The organism is Moorena bouillonii PNG (assembly GCF_001942495.1).
Lineage (GTDB): Bacteria > Cyanobacteriota > Cyanobacteriia > Cyanobacteriales > Coleofasciculaceae > Moorena > Moorena bouillonii.
This window is the reverse complement of record NZ_MKZS01000001.1, coordinates 4697685-4714917: the sequence shown is the minus strand read 5'-3', so window position 1 is coordinate 4714917 and position 17233 is coordinate 4697685. Positions and strand designations below refer to the sequence as shown.

The 17233-nt window shown below is 44.0% G+C and carries 14 protein-coding genes; 3 read left to right on the top strand and 11 right to left on the bottom strand.

Going from position 1 to position 17233, the window contains the following annotated elements; translation table 11 throughout:
- The 10 genes from BJP37_RS41285 to BJP37_RS19065 form a co-directional block, all read right to left on the bottom strand.
- The coding region (locus tag BJP37_RS41285) for a helix-turn-helix domain-containing protein (protein WP_198954108.1) at positions 1 to 397 on the bottom strand (397 nt) is incomplete at its 3' end.
- A 133-nt stretch (positions 398 to 530) separates the two neighbouring features.
- The gene (locus tag BJP37_RS19105; protein WP_075906260.1) at positions 531 to 2225 is read right to left on the bottom strand and encodes a nucleoside recognition domain-containing protein; all 1695 of its coding nucleotides are present in this window, start codon (positions 2223 to 2225) and stop codon (positions 531 to 533) included.
- An 8-nt stretch (positions 2226 to 2233) separates the two neighbouring features.
- The gene (locus BJP37_RS19100; protein ID WP_075901109.1) at positions 2234 to 3382 is read right to left on the bottom strand and encodes an NAD(P)/FAD-dependent oxidoreductase; all 1149 of its coding nucleotides are present in this window, start codon (positions 3380 to 3382) and stop codon (positions 2234 to 2236) included.
- Positions 3383 to 3813: 431 nt separating this feature from the next.
- Positions 3814 to 4653 carry a Uma2 family endonuclease gene (locus tag BJP37_RS19095; protein WP_075901107.1) on the bottom strand — a complete coding sequence of 280 codons (840 nt, stop codon included), beginning with the start codon at positions 4651 to 4653 and terminating at the stop codon, positions 3814 to 3816.
- Positions 4654 to 4877: 224 nt separating this feature from the next.
- On the bottom strand, positions 4878 to 6125 hold the full coding sequence (locus BJP37_RS19090) for an NAD-dependent epimerase/dehydratase family protein (RefSeq protein WP_075901105.1): 1248 nt from the start codon (positions 6123 to 6125) through the stop codon (positions 4878 to 4880).
- Positions 6126 to 6315: 190 nt separating this feature from the next.
- A complete protein-coding gene (locus tag BJP37_RS19085) occupies positions 6316 to 6651 on the bottom strand; it encodes a hypothetical protein (protein WP_075901103.1) in 336 nt (111 codons plus the stop codon).
- A 177-nt stretch (positions 6652 to 6828) separates the two neighbouring features.
- Entirely contained in the window at positions 6829 to 7584 is a 756-nt protein-coding gene (locus BJP37_RS19080; protein WP_198954314.1) for a phosphoadenylyl-sulfate reductase, read from the bottom strand.
- Positions 7585 to 8056: 472 nt separating this feature from the next.
- The gene (gene crtB, locus BJP37_RS19075; protein WP_075901101.1) at positions 8057 to 8986 is read right to left on the bottom strand and encodes a 15-cis-phytoene synthase CrtB; all 930 of its coding nucleotides are present in this window, start codon (positions 8984 to 8986) and stop codon (positions 8057 to 8059) included.
- 42 nt (positions 8987 to 9028) lie between these two features.
- Positions 9029 to 10507 carry a 15-cis-phytoene desaturase gene (gene pds, locus BJP37_RS19070; protein ID WP_075901099.1) on the bottom strand — a complete coding sequence of 493 codons (1479 nt, stop codon included), beginning with the start codon at positions 10505 to 10507 and terminating at the stop codon, positions 9029 to 9031.
- Between the two features lie 236 nt (positions 10508 to 10743).
- Positions 10744 to 11106 carry a DUF4870 domain-containing protein gene (locus BJP37_RS19065; protein WP_081431251.1) on the bottom strand — a complete coding sequence of 121 codons (363 nt, stop codon included), beginning with the start codon at positions 11104 to 11106 and terminating at the stop codon, positions 10744 to 10746.
- 486 nt (positions 11107 to 11592) lie between these two features.
- Here BJP37_RS19065 and prfC point away from each other — a divergent pair, with 486 nt between their 5' ends.
- The 3 genes from prfC to BJP37_RS19050 all read left to right on the top strand — a co-directional run bounded on the left by prfC (position 11593) and on the right by BJP37_RS19050 (position 16758).
- Entirely contained in the window at positions 11593 to 13221 is a 1629-nt protein-coding gene (gene prfC, locus BJP37_RS19060; protein WP_070393763.1) for a peptide chain release factor 3, read from the top strand.
- A gap of 770 nt (positions 13222 to 13991) precedes the next feature.
- Positions 13992 to 15041, top strand: a complete 1050-nt coding sequence (locus BJP37_RS19055) for a glycosyltransferase family 2 protein (RefSeq protein WP_075901097.1) — start codon at positions 13992 to 13994, stop codon at positions 15039 to 15041.
- Positions 15042 to 15165: 124 nt separating this feature from the next.
- Positions 15166 to 16758, top strand: a complete 1593-nt coding sequence (locus BJP37_RS19050; protein WP_075901095.1) for a hypothetical protein — start codon at positions 15166 to 15168, stop codon at positions 16756 to 16758.
- An 82-nt stretch (positions 16759 to 16840) separates the two neighbouring features.
- Here the strand turns inward: BJP37_RS19050 and BJP37_RS19045 are convergent, their stop codons facing one another.
- A complete protein-coding gene (locus tag BJP37_RS19045) occupies positions 16841 to 17119 on the bottom strand; it encodes a hypothetical protein (RefSeq protein ID WP_075901093.1) in 279 nt (92 codons plus the stop codon).
- Between the last annotated feature and the right edge of the window lie 114 nt (positions 17120 to 17233).

Here is a 17233-nt window from a genome sequence, read left to right as displayed (position 1 = left end):
GTCGGGGGTTGGGGGTGGGGCAGGACCCAAATGTAAAAAACCTACCCTTGTGAGAGTCCATATTCCCCCATCCGGTGGTATTTTTGTTGATTTGAACTGTTAATATTGGGAACTGTTTATCAGTCATTAATTTCTTGTTTACTCTGGACTTTTTAACGAACGATTTTTTTATTAAAAATTTGGACGGCTTCTTCTCCCAATTCATTATTTTAATAATTTGAAAAGCATACTGATAGTTAATACCTACAGCGACTGCTGCATTTTTTATTGTCCACCCTAGAGAAAATTTCCATAATAAATGCCATCTTCTTGCTTCTACAGGGTCAAGACTTGCTCTGTATCTTTTTTTCAGTTCACCATTACTCATATGGTCAGCTAAATAAGCTTTTTTGGGCATTTGACATTCTGATTTTGTATTGAGTATATTATAACCGGATTTGGGATTAATCAGGGTTTAAAGGATTCTTACAACAGCTCAAGTGGTCTTAGCGTACGTTTTCGTACAGAAACTACATATCGCCCATTACTTATTACTTGATTAATAATCCTCCCCAAGCAAGTAATAGAGAAAAAAATATCGCAGCGATCGCCTGTCTACTTAACAGCAATAATGCAAATCGAAGAGACTGTTCTCGCGTAATAGTTAACAGAGTAACTAAACAAGGTAGCAATACTCCTGCTAGATACACCCCAGTCAAAACCTGCAATGGAGTTAACATAGCCAAGGTTTCTGGTTCGGCAAATAATAGCAGTCCATCTTTGCGAATAGAAGCTAAAACAATAGGCAATGAGGCTTCAGTGGGTAAATTAAACCATCCCATCAAAGGGTTAATAATATTGGCTAAAGCTGCAATTGTTCCTAACCAATTCAACACAGAAGCAATAACGGTAATAACTAAAAATATGGGAATTGCCTTGAACAAAAATTGATTAATATTTGACTTAGCTTCGCGCCAAATTACTGACGAATGAGGAAATTCTAAAAATGCTCTTTTTTCGATTACTAGGGGATTCTGATTCGATTTAGCTGTAGGGGAAGAAATGATGTAGGTATATATCAATGTGGTTGCGGTTAGATACAGCAGGTAAGGAATTATCAAGTAAGGTAACTTAGCAGCACTAAACACCCCTAAAGTTGCGCCAAACTGATAAGAACAAGCCGAACCAAAAGCGATCGCGGAAATACAAGTTCCCCTAGAACAACTAGAACAGGCACGGGTGCTAATCACCGCAGGAACATTACACCCCATACCCATAATTACTCGCACTAAATCCCGTCCCGATAACCCAAACTGACGGAGTAAAGGATCGAGAGCAATGGTAATTCGTTCTATTAACCCACTAGCTTTATATGCGCCCAAGAATAGGGCATAGAGAATTACTGTGGGCATCGCCCAAATAAACAGCAACGGACTCATAGTTATCAGTCCATACTGACCTATCAGTATTTCTCTTAACCAGATTGGGAGTTGGGATAAAGGTTTAATAACAGGAGCGATCGCACTTTGGACTATAGGATCTGCTAAAGTCGCAAAGGAGTTAGCACCCCAGACAGCAATAATGGCAGGAATAAGTAATAAAGCGATCGCCAATAAACTGCCCAGTCGAGGATGTTCTAACAGTGTCGGGTGAGGTTCAATATACCAGCCAGCCCTTGTCGGAATCCATTGGGCGGGAAAAGGATGAGGGTCTTGCAGAGAAGCCAAAATATAGTCTTTTTGTTCTATTGTCAGGTGGCGAGCATCTACAGTGACAATGCTCAGGTTAGAAGTTTCCGTCCATTCCCTAATCACTTGTTGAGGAGGACACGGGGTCTGGGGTTGCCCCAGACCCGTGAGATGTCCGTTATGAACCGTCGAGAATACCTTATCCCAGAAAGTAATCACCACAATGCCCCTTTTATCTGCTACTAAAGGTAGTAGATCTGCTAAATCTCGATCTACTTCGGTTGCCTTGACTATCAATAGAACGGTGTCATTTTCTTGTAGCTCTCTTAAAGCTTTCTTAGTAGTTACGCTGTCGGAACGATAGAGAATTCCAGGAGTATCGATAAAGGTATAGGCTTCAGATTGATAAGTGTCACAAGTCACTGTAGAACCCCGAAAATTGGCACTATAGGGAGTCTGTCCTGTAAGAGCCGCAATTAGTTGGGACTTGCCGGTACTCTCTTTACCAATAACCACGATACAATCGCGCTCTAATTTTGACGGCGTAAAAATATTCACTTTACTTTTCAACAAACACAATCGTTATTACAGCAAGAAAGGTCATCTAGAAACAAACCTTCTCGGCGATACGCTTCCAAGGTCGTTGTATCGATTCCCAGACGTTGAGCGATCGCATTACCGACTACAGCAAATCGCTGCCGAAATTTGTAAATAAAGCAAAAAATCAACTCTCCGTGACGCACCGAAGGACCGACGACAAATAATCCTGGAGTTAGGGTAGACTCATCTTCTTCAGTCAGGGCTGCATAGCCATTTGACCAGTCAAATAGAGGTGCGATTTGTTTTAAACTGCTGTTAAATCCCGTACAGAGAATTGGCGGTGTGGAACTAAACCACTGTTCGTACTCGCTCTCCACCACATATCCTTTTTTTACTGCTTTGACTGCTTCAATGTTCTGTTCTCCAATTAGTTCGACCAAACCCATAGAATAAGCTCTTTCTAAACGTTTTAGACTATAAGGAGACAGAGAAACACTAGGATCTGAGTCTAAGTTTAACCAGCTACTCTGGCGATCGATTAACTTTACTTTTTTCCCTAATGCTGCCAAATTTGACGCTGCATCTACACCGCTTTCATAGCCTCCCACAACTACAAATTCTTTCCCCTTAAGCTCTGTCCAAGAACGTATTTGGGAATTATGAATGCAGAATTCTGCTCCTGGAAACGGATTAAGATTGGGATATTGAAACTCTCCTGCTGCCCAAATCACAAACTGCGATCTCAGCGAAGCTGAGGCACTGCGTGAACGCAACTCGCCTTTAGAAGTTTCCAAGACAAAGCCTTTGCCTTGAGGTAAAGCTGCAATAGTTTTCACATTTGTCTCGGTTTTTATAGGTAGTTGAAAATGCTCTGCTACAGTCTCCAAATATAGGGCATATTCTTTCCCCGAAAGATGTTCCTTTCTGAAACTGAGGGCAGGAGAAGTATTTAAAACTACTGCGTTGAGATCCAGCAATCCAAAACCATGACTGGGAAACGACGGCGTAATGAATCGCATTTCTTCAGCCCAACGCCTAAAAGAAGCCCCTACTTGATGTCGTTCTAAAATGACAAAGTTTTCAATTCCTAAATATTTTAAGACTACTGCACAGCCAATTCCAGCAGCCCCAGCCCCCACAATTACAACTTCAAAACGATCGTTAGTTTTCTTCACCAGCAGACAATCTCGAATAGATACTTTATGACAATTATAATCATTCTATAAAAAAAAGCTAGCTTTCTAACAAACAATATTGGTGAGGCAGTGGTAAACCATGATTGACATCCTCCCACCGCTAAACTCCTTACGTCGCTATAGGGCGTTGCGAGAGCAAATGGACAAAAAACAACGCTGGACGTATAATTAGAATAATCAAACTAAATACTCCAGAACTGAACTAAGCGTATAAGTGGACTTATATCAAATCCCTTTGTCAAAACCCTTTTATAAAAATCGACCAAATCTTTGTATGCCACGAATCTATGGCTATGCAGATAAGGGGGGTTTGGGAACAGGATTTGGTATGAGACGGGTATTGCTATATGCGTTCGCGTAGCGGATCGTACCGAGCATCGCCTTTTCTATTCTGCTGCCAACGGCACCTTTTACACCTCTCCTGGGTCAATCCCCAGCTGTCGCAGACGTTCTGCTAATCTCGCTGCCTGCTGTTGAGCCAATTCCTTTTCCTGGCGTTCGAGTTGAGCTTCTTGTTCAGCCTCCTGCAATTGCTGCTGAGTCTGCTGCAACTGGTGCTGAGTCTGCTGCAACTGGTGCTGAGTCTGTTGAGCCTGTTCAGAGCCTGTGGGAATCCAGTTCCCTAATTCATCATACCAGCGTAACCATCCTCCATTCACCTCTTGGTATGACCCAGACCATACTCCTAGGCCCAGCCCTAATTCTGGCAGCCAGAATCTGTCGGTGTCCAAGCTTACCTGTTGATAGTTTAACCCTTTCAACTCAAAAATTCTTAACTCATTGGTATATCGGCTAAACACCACATAATAAGGAATACGAAGGATACGTTCATAAACCTCCCACTTAGTCGGCGGTTGATCGATATCCCGTAGGGTTTGCCCTAAATCTTCTGATTCCGTCGTTGGAGAGAGCAACTCCACTACGATAAATGGACTGACCCCTTCCTGCCACATCACATAACTCAATCGTAAGTCTCGCTGTTCATAAAACCGAGACACCCCAACTACCCCAAACCAGTCCGGTCGTTTGTACCATTGAGGATGACGAACATCATAGTACAGATTCAAGTCAGTCCCCACAAAGATCTGATCCCTTGGGTAACTCGGTGGACAGAAGGTCTCCCGTAATAGCTGAGGTTGAAAATCATGAAACTCGTCTGGCAAACCTGGTTCCTCTGGATCTTCACTAGGGAGATCATACATCGTCGGTAGGGTTTCCTTGGCCGGACGAGGGGGGTCAGTTTGATACATAACAGACAATCGGATCAACTAGTTTTAGGGTAGCAAGAAGTTTCACTACTGATGAACTTATTAAGATTGCCAGAGTTTCAGATACTTTGAGCAGTCAGTAATGGTGCTACGCCCATGCTGTCCTTGTGATCAGCTATTAGTTGCAAGGCCAACAGAACCAGACTGACCATAAAAAGCTGACCGCTCAAGGTAAGATGTGCTCCCACTTACGCGCTACCTAATTCTTAACTGGCACCTACACCCACCGCCGTTTTGTCGGATGTGGTTTGAGCAGAAGTTTCGTCAGCCATACTCACCCCATTGCCCTTCTGCCGCCACAGTGATGTACAGATAATCTTCGAGCGATCGCAACGATCGACATATTTAGCTGCAATCTCGATTACCTCTTGCATCAGACCCTTAACCAAGGTGGTTGGTTTCAGACCCATTTCCAAGAAACATTTATTCTCCACAGCCAGTTCATTTTCCGCTGATTCGTTTCTCGGATTCTCTAGATAGGCAATTTCCGCCCCAGTGATATCAGACACAATCTGTGCCAAATCCCGCACCCGATGGGTTTCGGTCATCTGATTCAAGATTTTCACCCTGTCCCCAGAAGCCGGAGGATTTGCGATCGCTAACTCTATACACCGCACTGTATCTTGAATATGGATAAATGCCCTGGTTTGACCCCCTGTTCCATGTACTGTCAATGGATGACCAATCGCTGACTGCATCAGGAACCGATTTAGGACCGTACCATAGTCTCCATCGTAATCAAACCGATTAATTAGCCGTTCATCCAGCTTTGTCTGCTTGGTCTGAGTTCCCCAAACAATCCCCTGATGCAGGTCAGTGATCCGCACCCCATCATTCTTGTTGTAGTAATAGAAAAACAGCTGGTCTTGAGTTTTGGTCATGTGATAGATACTGCCCGGATTGGCTGGGTACAAGATTTGCTGCTGTACCATTTTCCCCTCATCCGTAGTCACCTGGATATCTAAATACCCTTCCGGAATCTTCATCCCAGCAGTACCATAACCATAGACTCCCATGGTTCCTAAATGAACCACGTGTATATCCAAACCCGATTCCACAATCGCAGCTAGCAGATTATTAGTCGCATTCAAGTTATTATCTACCGTGTAGCGCTTATGGCTAGATGACTTCATCGAATAAGGTGCAGCCCGCTGTTCCGCAAAATGAATCACCACATCCGGTTGATAGGTTAGGAATAGATTCAGTAAGCGATCATAGTCTTTCGCTACATTGAAGTTATAGAACTGGATTTGTTTGCCAGAAACCTCAAGCCATGTCTTGAGACGAGTAGACATGGGCTGGTAAGGTGTTAAGGAACTCACTTCCAACTCATTATCAATGTTGCGTCGTGACAAGTTATCAACAATTACAATGTCATGACCACTATCAGATAGATGGAGAGCTGTGGGCCAACCACAAAATCCGTCACCGCCTAAAACTACAACTTTTTTCATCATCAACTCCTAGTTGTTTGCTTAAATGGTCTTTGTTGGTTGAATTGTCAGCGAGCTGCGACTATAGTATCCCGCTTTGGTAATTAACCGAGAACCAATCGAGAACCGATATATTTCCATCACCGGACTTCGTCGAGCTACGCTAACATGACCTGATCACCCCAGTGTTACGATTACAGCAATCAGTTTTTTAGATGAAATCTAGTTCAGGGTATCGATCCATGATCTCCGATACCTCTTCCCTTTCAGAAGTCTTGTGATTCAAGATTTCCTTGAAGAAACGAACATAAGTGCTATAGACTTGGGTCGAACCGTCATCATGATCAACAATGAAGAAAGGGGCTGCTTCTACCCCGTGCTTTATAGCTAGATCTAGTCCCTCGCTAGATTGCTGACGCTCATCAGCAACCACAATCTGGTCTATTCGATCCATCAATCCTTTTTTTTCAAGTTTTTCTACCACATTGACGCACTTGCGACAGAAATTACCGTCCTTGTTGATTTTTTTTACTAACGTGATTTTCATTCTGTAGTATTCAATACTGAGTTGTTTTTCAAAAGCGTAATAAAGAAATTATCACAACCCACTCCCCACTTCTACCTAAAAATTAGGATTTCAACCGCAACTTATTGATTGTGCCGCAATGCTTAAGTACCTGAACTGAAATTTTTTACCTAGTCTGTTAATTTCCGTGAGGGTTGCTCAAACCCTTACTGTTTGGTGTTCCTTCTTCGTCATTACCTGTTCTGTAGTGTTGTGTAAGCCACACTCTTTTTCTTTCTGCCCTTCCCACCACCAGCGACCTTCCCGTTCATGCTGATTGGGCAGAATTGGGCGAGTACAGGGTTCGCAGCCAATGCTAACGAAACCTTTAGCGTGCAATTGATTGTAAGGCACATCATTAGTGCGGATGTATTTCCACACCTGTTCAGAACTCCAGTTAGCTAGGGGGTTAAATTTAATCAGGGTTCGTTCTTGGGTCGAGAACGCCTTGTCTACCTGGACAACAGGGATATTAGCGCGAGTACTAGGACTCTGATCCTTTCGCTGACCCGTAATCCAAGCATCTAGCTTAGCCAGTTGGCGACGCAAGGGAGCCACTTTGCGAATACCACAGCACTCTTTGTGACCATCCTGGTAGAAACTGAACAACCCCTTTTGTTTAACCAGTGCTTCCACTGCATCCGTTTCCGGGAAAATCACCTCCAGTGGAATTCCATAGTGCTGTCTTACCTTCTCAAGTAGTTGGTAAGTCTCGGAGTGCAAGCGACCCGTGTCGAGGGAGAACACGTTCACATCTGGCTTAATCTTGGATGCCATATCCACAAGAACTACATCCTCCGCACCACTGAAAGAGATCGCGATGTTGTCAAATTTGTCAAGAGCCAGTTTCAGGATTTCCTGAGGACTCTTGTGGGCGTATTCGGATTCCAAATAAACAACATCCAGTTCAAACATGAACATCTCCTTACTATATGACAAAAGTGGTTGGACTTGCTGATTATACGACGTATCGATACCTTTATCCATCCTCAGCCTTCAGTTTTAAGCTCGTGTAATCGACCATAGTTCAGAAATTGTATATAGCACTTCAACGGCTGAAGTACATCCCTTGTGAAGAGACTTATAGCGCTTTGTAACCCGCGCTAATTATAAACCTCTATAAATGTTTGCTGCCAATAGGAAGAGTTTCAGTAAATCTTAAAGGGTAATAAATATCTTCCTTTACCCCTTGCCCTTTGATGTTCCCCCTTCCCCCTTCTCCTTTTCCAATCCCAAGCATTTGTAGCACCATTAAATAGAATTGATAGTATTTTCCTGTTGTATCCCACTCTTTTGCTGCCCTTGATCAACGGTAAAAAAAAACCCATCGATATCTAGGATGGGGATTTCTTGACAGATTGGCCATTAAGGATTTGCCATGGTTTGGCTATAAAACTTGTGCTCTGAGCCAGGCTATCGGTAAGGATAACATCTTACGGAGTTTGGGTACATAGGCTCTTTGGCTAAATACATCGTAATGGTTGTGTTCAATCACATTGAGAATTTTCTGATAGAGCATCAACGCAGACCAAACCGGCCAACGGGCATCACGGCTTAGGGCTCTAATACCTCTTTCTGCTTTGGTATAGTAATCCCTTGCCCGTTGAATTTGGAAACGCATCAGTTCCTGCCAACGGTCATCAACCACACCTTTGAACAAATCGTCCTCAGTGTAATTAAACCGTTCCATATCTTCTAAGGGTATGTAAATACGACCTCGTCTAGCATCCTCTCCAATATCTCGGAGGATGTTAGTTAGCTGATTGGCAATTCCTAATGCGATCGCTTCTCCCACTGGATTATAGGAATCTATTTGCTGATCCCAGGGTGCTTTACTAGTGGAGTTGTCAACCCCCAGTACAGAACTAGACATTAACCCCACCGTACCCGCCACCCGATAACAGTAAAGATTCAGTTCATCAAAGGTTTCATAGCGACTACGGTAGAGATCCATCTGCTGACCGGCAATCATATCCTTAAAGGGTTGAATATCTATGGGAAACCGTTCTAGGGTATCGACCAAAGCCACATCATAGTCATCGATGGGATGTCCGGCAAATATAGATTCCAGATGTTCTTCCCACTGATCTAGGGTTTCAGGAGTGGTTAAAGCCGCCTGGGGACCATCGACTAGTTCATCAGTTCGTCTGCACCAGACGTATATTGCCCAGATGGCTCGACGTTTTGCTTCTGGCATTAGTAGGGTGCCAAGATAAAACGTCTTAGAGTACTTCGCCGTAATCTGGCGGCATAATTCGTAGGATTTTGACCGGGAGGCCAGGTTTCTCATGGGCTGAGATTTGGGCAGTTGGAGCATTCTTAGCAACGTTGGAGATTGGAAGCTTTCAACTTTCATCCTTCAGCCCTCAGTACTGGCCCTTGGCATGGGTGAAGAGACTAACGGGGTGTCAATCTCTGCTTTCTGATTGCCGGCTAGTGGTTGAGCGCTGGTTTTTGAAAGCCTAGTGCTGTTGTTATTTATTGCCTGCGATGTCAGCTTACCAGAAAGTACGGCTCCTTCCATACTTGCTAGGTATCGTTGCATAGTGTAATCCCCGCTTAGGAAGAAATTGGTAATGGGTGTGTCTTGGGACGGACGGTGATTCTGGCGTCCTGGGGTTGCTTTATATACCGAACGGGGAGTCTTAACCACGTGGTATTTTAGCAGTTGAGCTGAGTTATCACTACCAAAATGCTTGGGGAACAGTTTCTCCAGTTCTGCTAGGGTGGCATTCACAATTTCGAGATCGGATTTGCCAATCCAATCTTTAGCAGGTGCTAAGACCAATTCCAACATTGAGCGATCAGGATTGGCGTACTCTTTGCAGGTATTGCTCATGTCAGCATAGACACTAAGCAGAGGTGATCGGGAAAATAACAGATGGTCAATATCCGTCAGTTTGCGGTCAAACCACATCTGCAGGTTAATGACCGGTACCCCCTCTAGCCCATCCAGCTGTTTAAAGAATTCCATTTCACCCCAAGGTGTGGGTATCATCAGCTTTAAAGGGTCTACCGGCATAGCTGATACATAAGCATCCGCTGTCAGAACTTGATCGGGCGCTCCATTCAATCCCCGGATCAAGAATCCACTAACAGTGTTGTCTGAATTGAGTAAAAATTCCTTAACTGGGGCATTCAAGCGTACTTCTCCCCCTCCCTGTGTGATATAATCAACTATGGGCTGGCAGAGTCGCTCGGTGGGAGAACCATCCAAGAATGCCATCTTGGAACCGTTCTTTTCCTGTAGGAAGCGGTTAAGAGCAGTTAGGATTACAGTGGACGAAATTTCATCAGGCCCAATAAAGTTTAGTGCCTTAGACATGGCGATAAAGACTTCCTTCTCTACTCGCGGTGGTACGTTCTGTTTTTTCAACCATTCCGAGAAGGAGTATTTGTCCATTTGTTCGACATACTTTTGCCCTTGAAGCATGGCCGGAATCAACCCTATCCCAAAGCGAATCTTCTCGGGCCAGGTCAGCATGTCGTTATTGCGCAGAATTGCCACAATCCCATTGACGGGAGCTGGTATATCCGGGAAGTCAAACCGGGAATAAGTTCCGGGTTGATTTGGCTGATTAAAGATCATGGTGTGCTCTTTCCACTGCAGCCGGTCTTCAATACCCAGTTCTTTAATTAGCTGCAGCATATTGGGATAGGCACCAAAAAATATATGGAGACCAGTTTCATACCAGTCTCCATCTTGATCTTTCCAGGCTGCCACTTTACCGCCTAAAACATTTCGTCGTTCTAGGACAATCGGGGTGTGACCAGCGTCGATTAGATATTTAGCACAGGAAAGCCCTGCTAGTCCGGCTCCAGCGATCGCAACTCGCATGTGATGGTAATACTGTAAATTTTTCGCTTAGGGGTGTTCTTCTCATTATACTTTGCATTTCGTTACATTTTACATCTGGTACCTAGGTTTTTCTCAGGGGTGCAAAGAGGGGGAAGTCCGGGACGAACGAAATTCTTTGGTCTGATGGCATTTTTCTGGCCTACTGTAATACTCTTTCTGCAACCATGGCATGCTCCCCCCTGTTCACTCAGGTTCACTAAAACCCTAGCGCTAATTTAAATCACACGGAAAATAAATGGGTAGCGGTAGGATACATTGGGATCCCCAAGAATCTTGAGAATTGCCATAATCGGCAGTACCAAACTTAAAATAAATAACAGAGGCAGGAAAAGCCAACCAATCAGGATAATAGTCAAAGCCCCAAAAATTACCTCATATAGCCAGACATTGAAGTGAAAATTAAGGGACTCTTTGGCATTATCTTTGACTACTTGGTCATCGGATATTAACAAGATAGCCAGGGGAATTAACACGGATATAAATGAGACACTAATGAAAATTGCTCCGTGACATAATGCTGATAACAGCTTGCGCTTGTCGGGGTCATAGTTGATGTTATTTTTTTGGTCATACACCATAGCTTAGCTCCTTAATTTAGATAATAGATTTAATTTTTACTTACCAGTATTTTAGCGTTTATAACGCTATACGATAGGTCGTAAAGTCCGTCCCAAATTAGGGATGAAATCACGACATTGATGAGTTAGTAATTACTAGACTTATGGCAGAAGTAGGGAAAAGGAAATGGAAAAACAGGAATAGGGAAATTGGCTTGCTGGTTAGGTCTTTAAGAAAGACGTGAGTGTGTGGTGACCGGGTGGGTCGTGGGGCGCATAGAGAAATATACCTATTGGTCGTTAACAATTATCATTTATTCATTGTTTTCCGGTTTATATCCTGACGTGAAGTCCCAGGTTTGACCATGAAGTAAAAAATATATCCCTCTCAGGTAGGAAGTAGGGAATAGGGAAACAAAGCTGTGTAGATCCTTACTATCAGAAACGCTATAATATATAGAGAGTTATGTAAGAATTAAGCGAAAGTCCCCTATCTAGTCTTTTTGGATGTCCACTGAACTTGAAGCAGAATTGCTCAACGCTGTTGAACACCGCCGTAACTTTGCGATTATTTCCCACCCGGACGCGGGTAAAACCACATTGACAGAAAAATTATTACTCTATGGTGGAGCAATTCACGAAGCCGGAGCAGTGAAGGCACGGCGAGCTCAGCGCAAGGCAACCTCAGACTGGATGGAAATGGAGCAACAACGGGGAATTTCGATTACCTCGACCGTGTTGCAGTTTGCCTATCTCGACTGTCAGATTAATTTACTCGACACACCCGGACACCAAGATTTCAGTGAGGATACCTATCGCACTCTGGCAGCAGCTGATAATGCGGTAATGCTGATTGATGCGGCAAAGGGTCTAGAGCCCCAAACCCGCAAATTGTTTGAAGTGTGCAAAATGCGATCGCTTCCTATATTTACCTTTGTCAATAAGCTTGACCGTCCCGCACGAGAACCCCTAGAACTTCTTGATGAGATTGAACAGGAGCTGGGGTTACAAACCTATGGGGTCAACTGGCCGATTGGCATGGGCGATCGCTTTAAAGGAGTGTTTGACCGCCGAAGACAACAAATTCACTTGTTTGAACGCACCGCTCACGGATCCCGGGAGGCGAAGAATACGGTAGTTGATTTGGGAGACCCCCAGATTGAGCAGCTCCTAGAACAAGACTTATATTATCAACTAAAGGAAGAGTTAGAAATTCTCGATGGTGTTGGTCCAGACCTGGATTTAGAACTGATTCATTCCGGTCAAATGACCCCTGTGTTCTTTGGCAGTGCCATGACTAATTTTGGGGTGCAGCTGTTTCTAGATGCTTTTTTGGACTATGCCCTGAAACCAGAATCTCGTAAATCCACAGTAGGCGATATTCCTCCAACTTATCCAGACTTTAGTGGCTTTGTGTTCAAGCTGCAAGCGAATATGGACCCCAAGCACCGGGATAGGGTGGCCTTTGTGCGGGTGTGTACGGGTAAGTTTGAAAAAGATATGACTGTCAGCCATGCTCGTACTGGTAAAACCGTCCGTTTGTCAAGACCCCAAAAGCTGTTTGCTCAAGACCGAGAATCCATTGATGTTGCCTATGCCGGGGATGTGATTGGTTTGAATAATCCGGGGGTGTTTGCCATTGGAGATACGATTTACAACGGTAAGAAGTTGGAGTATGAAGGTATTCCTTGTTTTTCCCCAGAGTTATTTGCTTATTTGAAGAATCCTAACCCCTCTAAGTTTAAGCAGTTCCAGAAAGGAGTCAAGGAGTTGCGGGAAGAAGGGGCTGTGCAAATTATGTACTCCGTTGATGAGTCGAAGCGGGACCCAATTCTGGCAGCAGTGGGACAGTTGCAATTTGAAGTAGTCCAGTTTCGCCTCAGAAATGAGTATGGCGTAGAGACTAGGTTGGATATGTTGCCCTATAGTGTGGCTCGTTGGGTAGCCGGTGGCTGGGAAGCCTTGGAAAAAGCTGGGCGTTTGTTTAATACCGTGACAGTCAAAGATAATTGGGGACGTCCAGTGCTATTGTTTAAGAATCAGTGGAATTTACAGCAAGTCGCAGGAGACCATCCAGAGTTGGATTTGAATTCTAGCGCCCCTGTGGTGTCTGGCTCTCAACCAAAGTCTACCTAGCATGATTGTGTTGCGATCGCTTTTAGCGGAAGCTTCGCTTCATCGCGTAGCGTGGCCGTAGGCCAATCGCTTAATTTTGATTTGATAAAATATAGCGCTAGAGTAAATTCCAATAACTGGTAAGCTAATCATTAGTAATGCGTTCGCTTTTAGCGGAAGCTTCGCTTCATCGCGTAGCGTGGCCGTAGGCCAATCGCTTAATTTTGATTTGATAAAATATAGCGCTAGAGTAAATTCCAATAACTGGTAAGCTAATCATTAGTAATGCGTTCGCTTTTAGCGGAAGCTTCGCTTCATCGCGTAGCGTGGCCGTAGGCCAATCGCTTAATTTTGATGAAGACTGTCGAAGGGCGCAAAATTCGGTATTGATAAAACTATCACCAGTTTTGCGTTCGCTTAGCGTGACCGTAGGCCAATCGCGTAATTGCCATTAAACCAATCGATAGCGCAAAATTCGGTATTGATAAAACTATCACCAGTTTTGCGTTCGCTTAGCGTGGCCGTAGGCCAATAGCATAATTTTCAATAAAAATATAGCGCTATAGTAAATGACTATAATTTCGTTTCTCAACACAAATCTGTTAGAAACACAACTACTGTTGCTGCCCGGACTCTCGACTCCCGACTCCCGAATCCCTTGACTCCCTAAAAACTGCTATAATCCCCCAATAACCTACGATAATCAAGAAACCAAAACTATTTTCCCTGCGTCTGCGATAATCAAAGGCACCAGAGTTTTTCCCATTTTTGAGCGTTAAGCGTCACCATCGATGACGAAACTAATTATTCAAATCCCCTGCTACAACGAAGAAAATAGCCTAGGGATTACCCTTTCGGTGCTTCCCCGTCAACTGAGGGGTGTAGATACCGTTGAGTGGCTAATTATCAATGATGGCAGTACAGACCGCACCGTAGACGTAGCCCGCTCCTATGGCGTAGACCACATTGTCAATTTTAAACACAATCAGGGACTAGCCAAAGCTTTCATGGCAGGAATAGAAGCTTGCTTGAAAGCCGATGCGGACATTATTGTCAATACCGATGCGGATAATCAGTACTGCGCTGATGACATTCCCAAACTCATACAACCTATTATATCAGGTCGAGCCGAAATAGTGATCGGGGCGCGACCGATTCAGAAGATTAAGCACTTCTCCCCCATTAAAAAGCGTCTACAAAAATTCGGGAGTTGGGTAGTCAGGATTGCTAGCAATACTAATATCATTGATGCTCCCAGTGGATTCCGAGCCTTTAGCCGAGAAGCCGCCTTAAAGCTAAATGTCTTTAATGAATACACCTACACCCTAGAAACTATCATTCAAGCTGGACAAAAAGGCATCGCTATCACCTCTGTCCCAATCCGCACCAATCGCTATTTACGCCCCTCCCGTCTAGTAAAGAGTATCAGTGCCTATGTTAAGCGATCGCTAATCACTATCCTGCGAATCTCCATGACCTACAACCCCCTGAGATTCTTTATCACCTTGGGGACAATTCCATTTACCCTAGGAACCTTACTGGGGATTCGTTGGTTAATTCTATACTTCGCTGGTACTCCCAAAGCTCACGTACCCAGCCTAGTTTTAGCTGCTATTCTGATTCTAATGGGCTTTCAACTGTGGATATTTGGCTTGGTGGCAGACCTAATGGCAGTCAATCGTCAACTTCTAGAAGATATCCAACTGCGACTACGCCGATTGGATGTTGACTCCAATCACACTCCCCATTTGCCATCAACTGGAAATCAAGCACAGCGGGAAAACCGAAAGGAGGGGAGAGAAGGAGAAGAATTTGCCAATAGTTTCTTGAATCAAGAATAGTTCTATTGTGATAGTGGGACGCTCTTAAGACTACTTGCTATAGTTGGAAACTCTTAAGACTACTTTTGGCTGAAAAGAATTAATCACTCTCGGACTGTCGGACTAACTCACTCAGCTGTAAATAATGACCAGAGACCTATTCGCCCGTCACGCCCTAAACCAAATCCCTAAAATCCTTACCCTCCTAGACCGCAATCCCCACAGTCCCACCTACGGCTGCTTCGATCGTAATTTCTGGCACTATAAAATCATTGATTTTCCTAGTGGGATGGCACAGGAATTTGTCTGGCCTCTAGCACTAGCCTATCATACCGATTTCCCAGATAACCCGTTCTACCAGCAACCAGTAATTCTCGATTGGGTCGAAGCAGGAATACTTTTTGCTGCATCCAGTTCCCATCCCGATGGCTCCTGTGATGATTATTTCCCCTATGAGCGTGCTGCTGGAGCCGCCGCCTTTTCTTTATTGGCTAGCATCGAAAGTTACAAAGCCATGGGACTCCATAACCCCATTGCCTTACAATTCTTTGAAAAACGGGCAGATTGGCTAGCCCATCACATGGAAAGTGGACAGCTGAGCAACCACCAAGCCTTGATTGTCTTATGTTTAGACCTGCTATCGGAACTGTTGCATACCAATCAATGGGATAGAGCGCGATCGCAAAGGCTAGAGCAAGTATTATCCTGGCAAAGTCCCGAAGGCTGGTTTATAGAATACGAAGGGTGCGATCCAGGCTACCACACTTTAACCATTTCCTGTCTAGCCAGGATTTATCTATTGAGACTAGACCCACGCCTAAAAGAAGCTCTGATCAAAGCTGTCGAATTAGCTGCACAATTCATCCATCCCGATGGTTCTTATGGGGGAGAATACACTAGCCGTAACACTTACAACTTTTTTCCCCATGGCTTTGAATTAGTAGGACGCTGGTTTCCAGAAGCCCTAGAGATTAATGACCGCTTCTTGGTGGGATTAGCTAATGGTCTTGCTCCCTGTTACGGCGATGATCACATTATTGGTCACCATACCTGGAATTATCTCCTATCTTGGCGGGATTTTGTCAGCAACCGACCCAAAGCAACTCCCCGTCCCAGTGGTCGCGTATGGTTGAAAGACGCCAACATCCTAATTGACCGCCGTCGCGGTACAGAGCTTTATTTAGCTTTGAATAAAGGAGGCGTTTTTAAGATATTTCGAGACAATCAATTAATTGCTTCAGATACCCATTTTTCCCTACTCGTAAAAGAAAGAGGTAAATTCAAAAATGCTGTCGGTCATCTGATTGATGACTATCAAGTTAAAGTCAGTGAGGATGAAATTCTGATTGAGGGAAACTTGGGATGGGCCAAACAAAAGCAAATGACTCCAATGAATTTACTAATTCTGCGGGGAGTGATGTTAACGGTAGGACGCTTCTTTCCCAATTTAATTCGGAAATTATTACAGAAATTATTAATTACTGGTAAAAAAGACGCTCCCTTCTGCTTTCGCAGATATTTTTATTGGCAAGGTGAGCGATGGTTAGTCATTGATGAATTACAAGCTAAGTCTTGGAAATCGGTACAAAGTGTCGGAATTGGTGGAGACCAGACATCGATTTATGTGGTGATGAGTCGTACCTTTCAAGCAGGACAATTACAACCCTGGGTTGACCTAAGTGATGAGGTGCAAACCTTGGATGATTATGAATGGTTGAAGTTCGAGCAGCGTTTTTAAAATTAGGTAACTGGGAAAATATTTTTGAGTGCCTCAGTGGTCAAGTGTTGTGTGATCAATGCCTCAAGGGGTGACAACAGTGCTACAAAGTAGACTGGATAACGGATAGAGCCAAAATACCTCTTTGAAAATGGAGCCGTTTATGAGGTTTAAGTTTGATCAAACGAGTGACTAAATCAGACCACATTTCCCAAGATTGAACCCAAACCGGAGCCAGTAATCCAATGGAAAAATAACTGTGTCGTTCGACAGAACGCCCTGGTTCAGTCGGACGACAAATATACTCAGTAACTTTGAGACTTTGCAAATATTCTCCTAGGAAAGTAGCTAAAGTATAAGCAATGGAAATCAAGAAAACCAAAGTGAGGAAACGACGGTCATTGACTTTTGTATTTTCCAGATTATAGCCTCCAGTTTTACCTTAACGGATGACAAGACAACTCTAGGCTATACATGACCAGGCTTTGGGAAAATG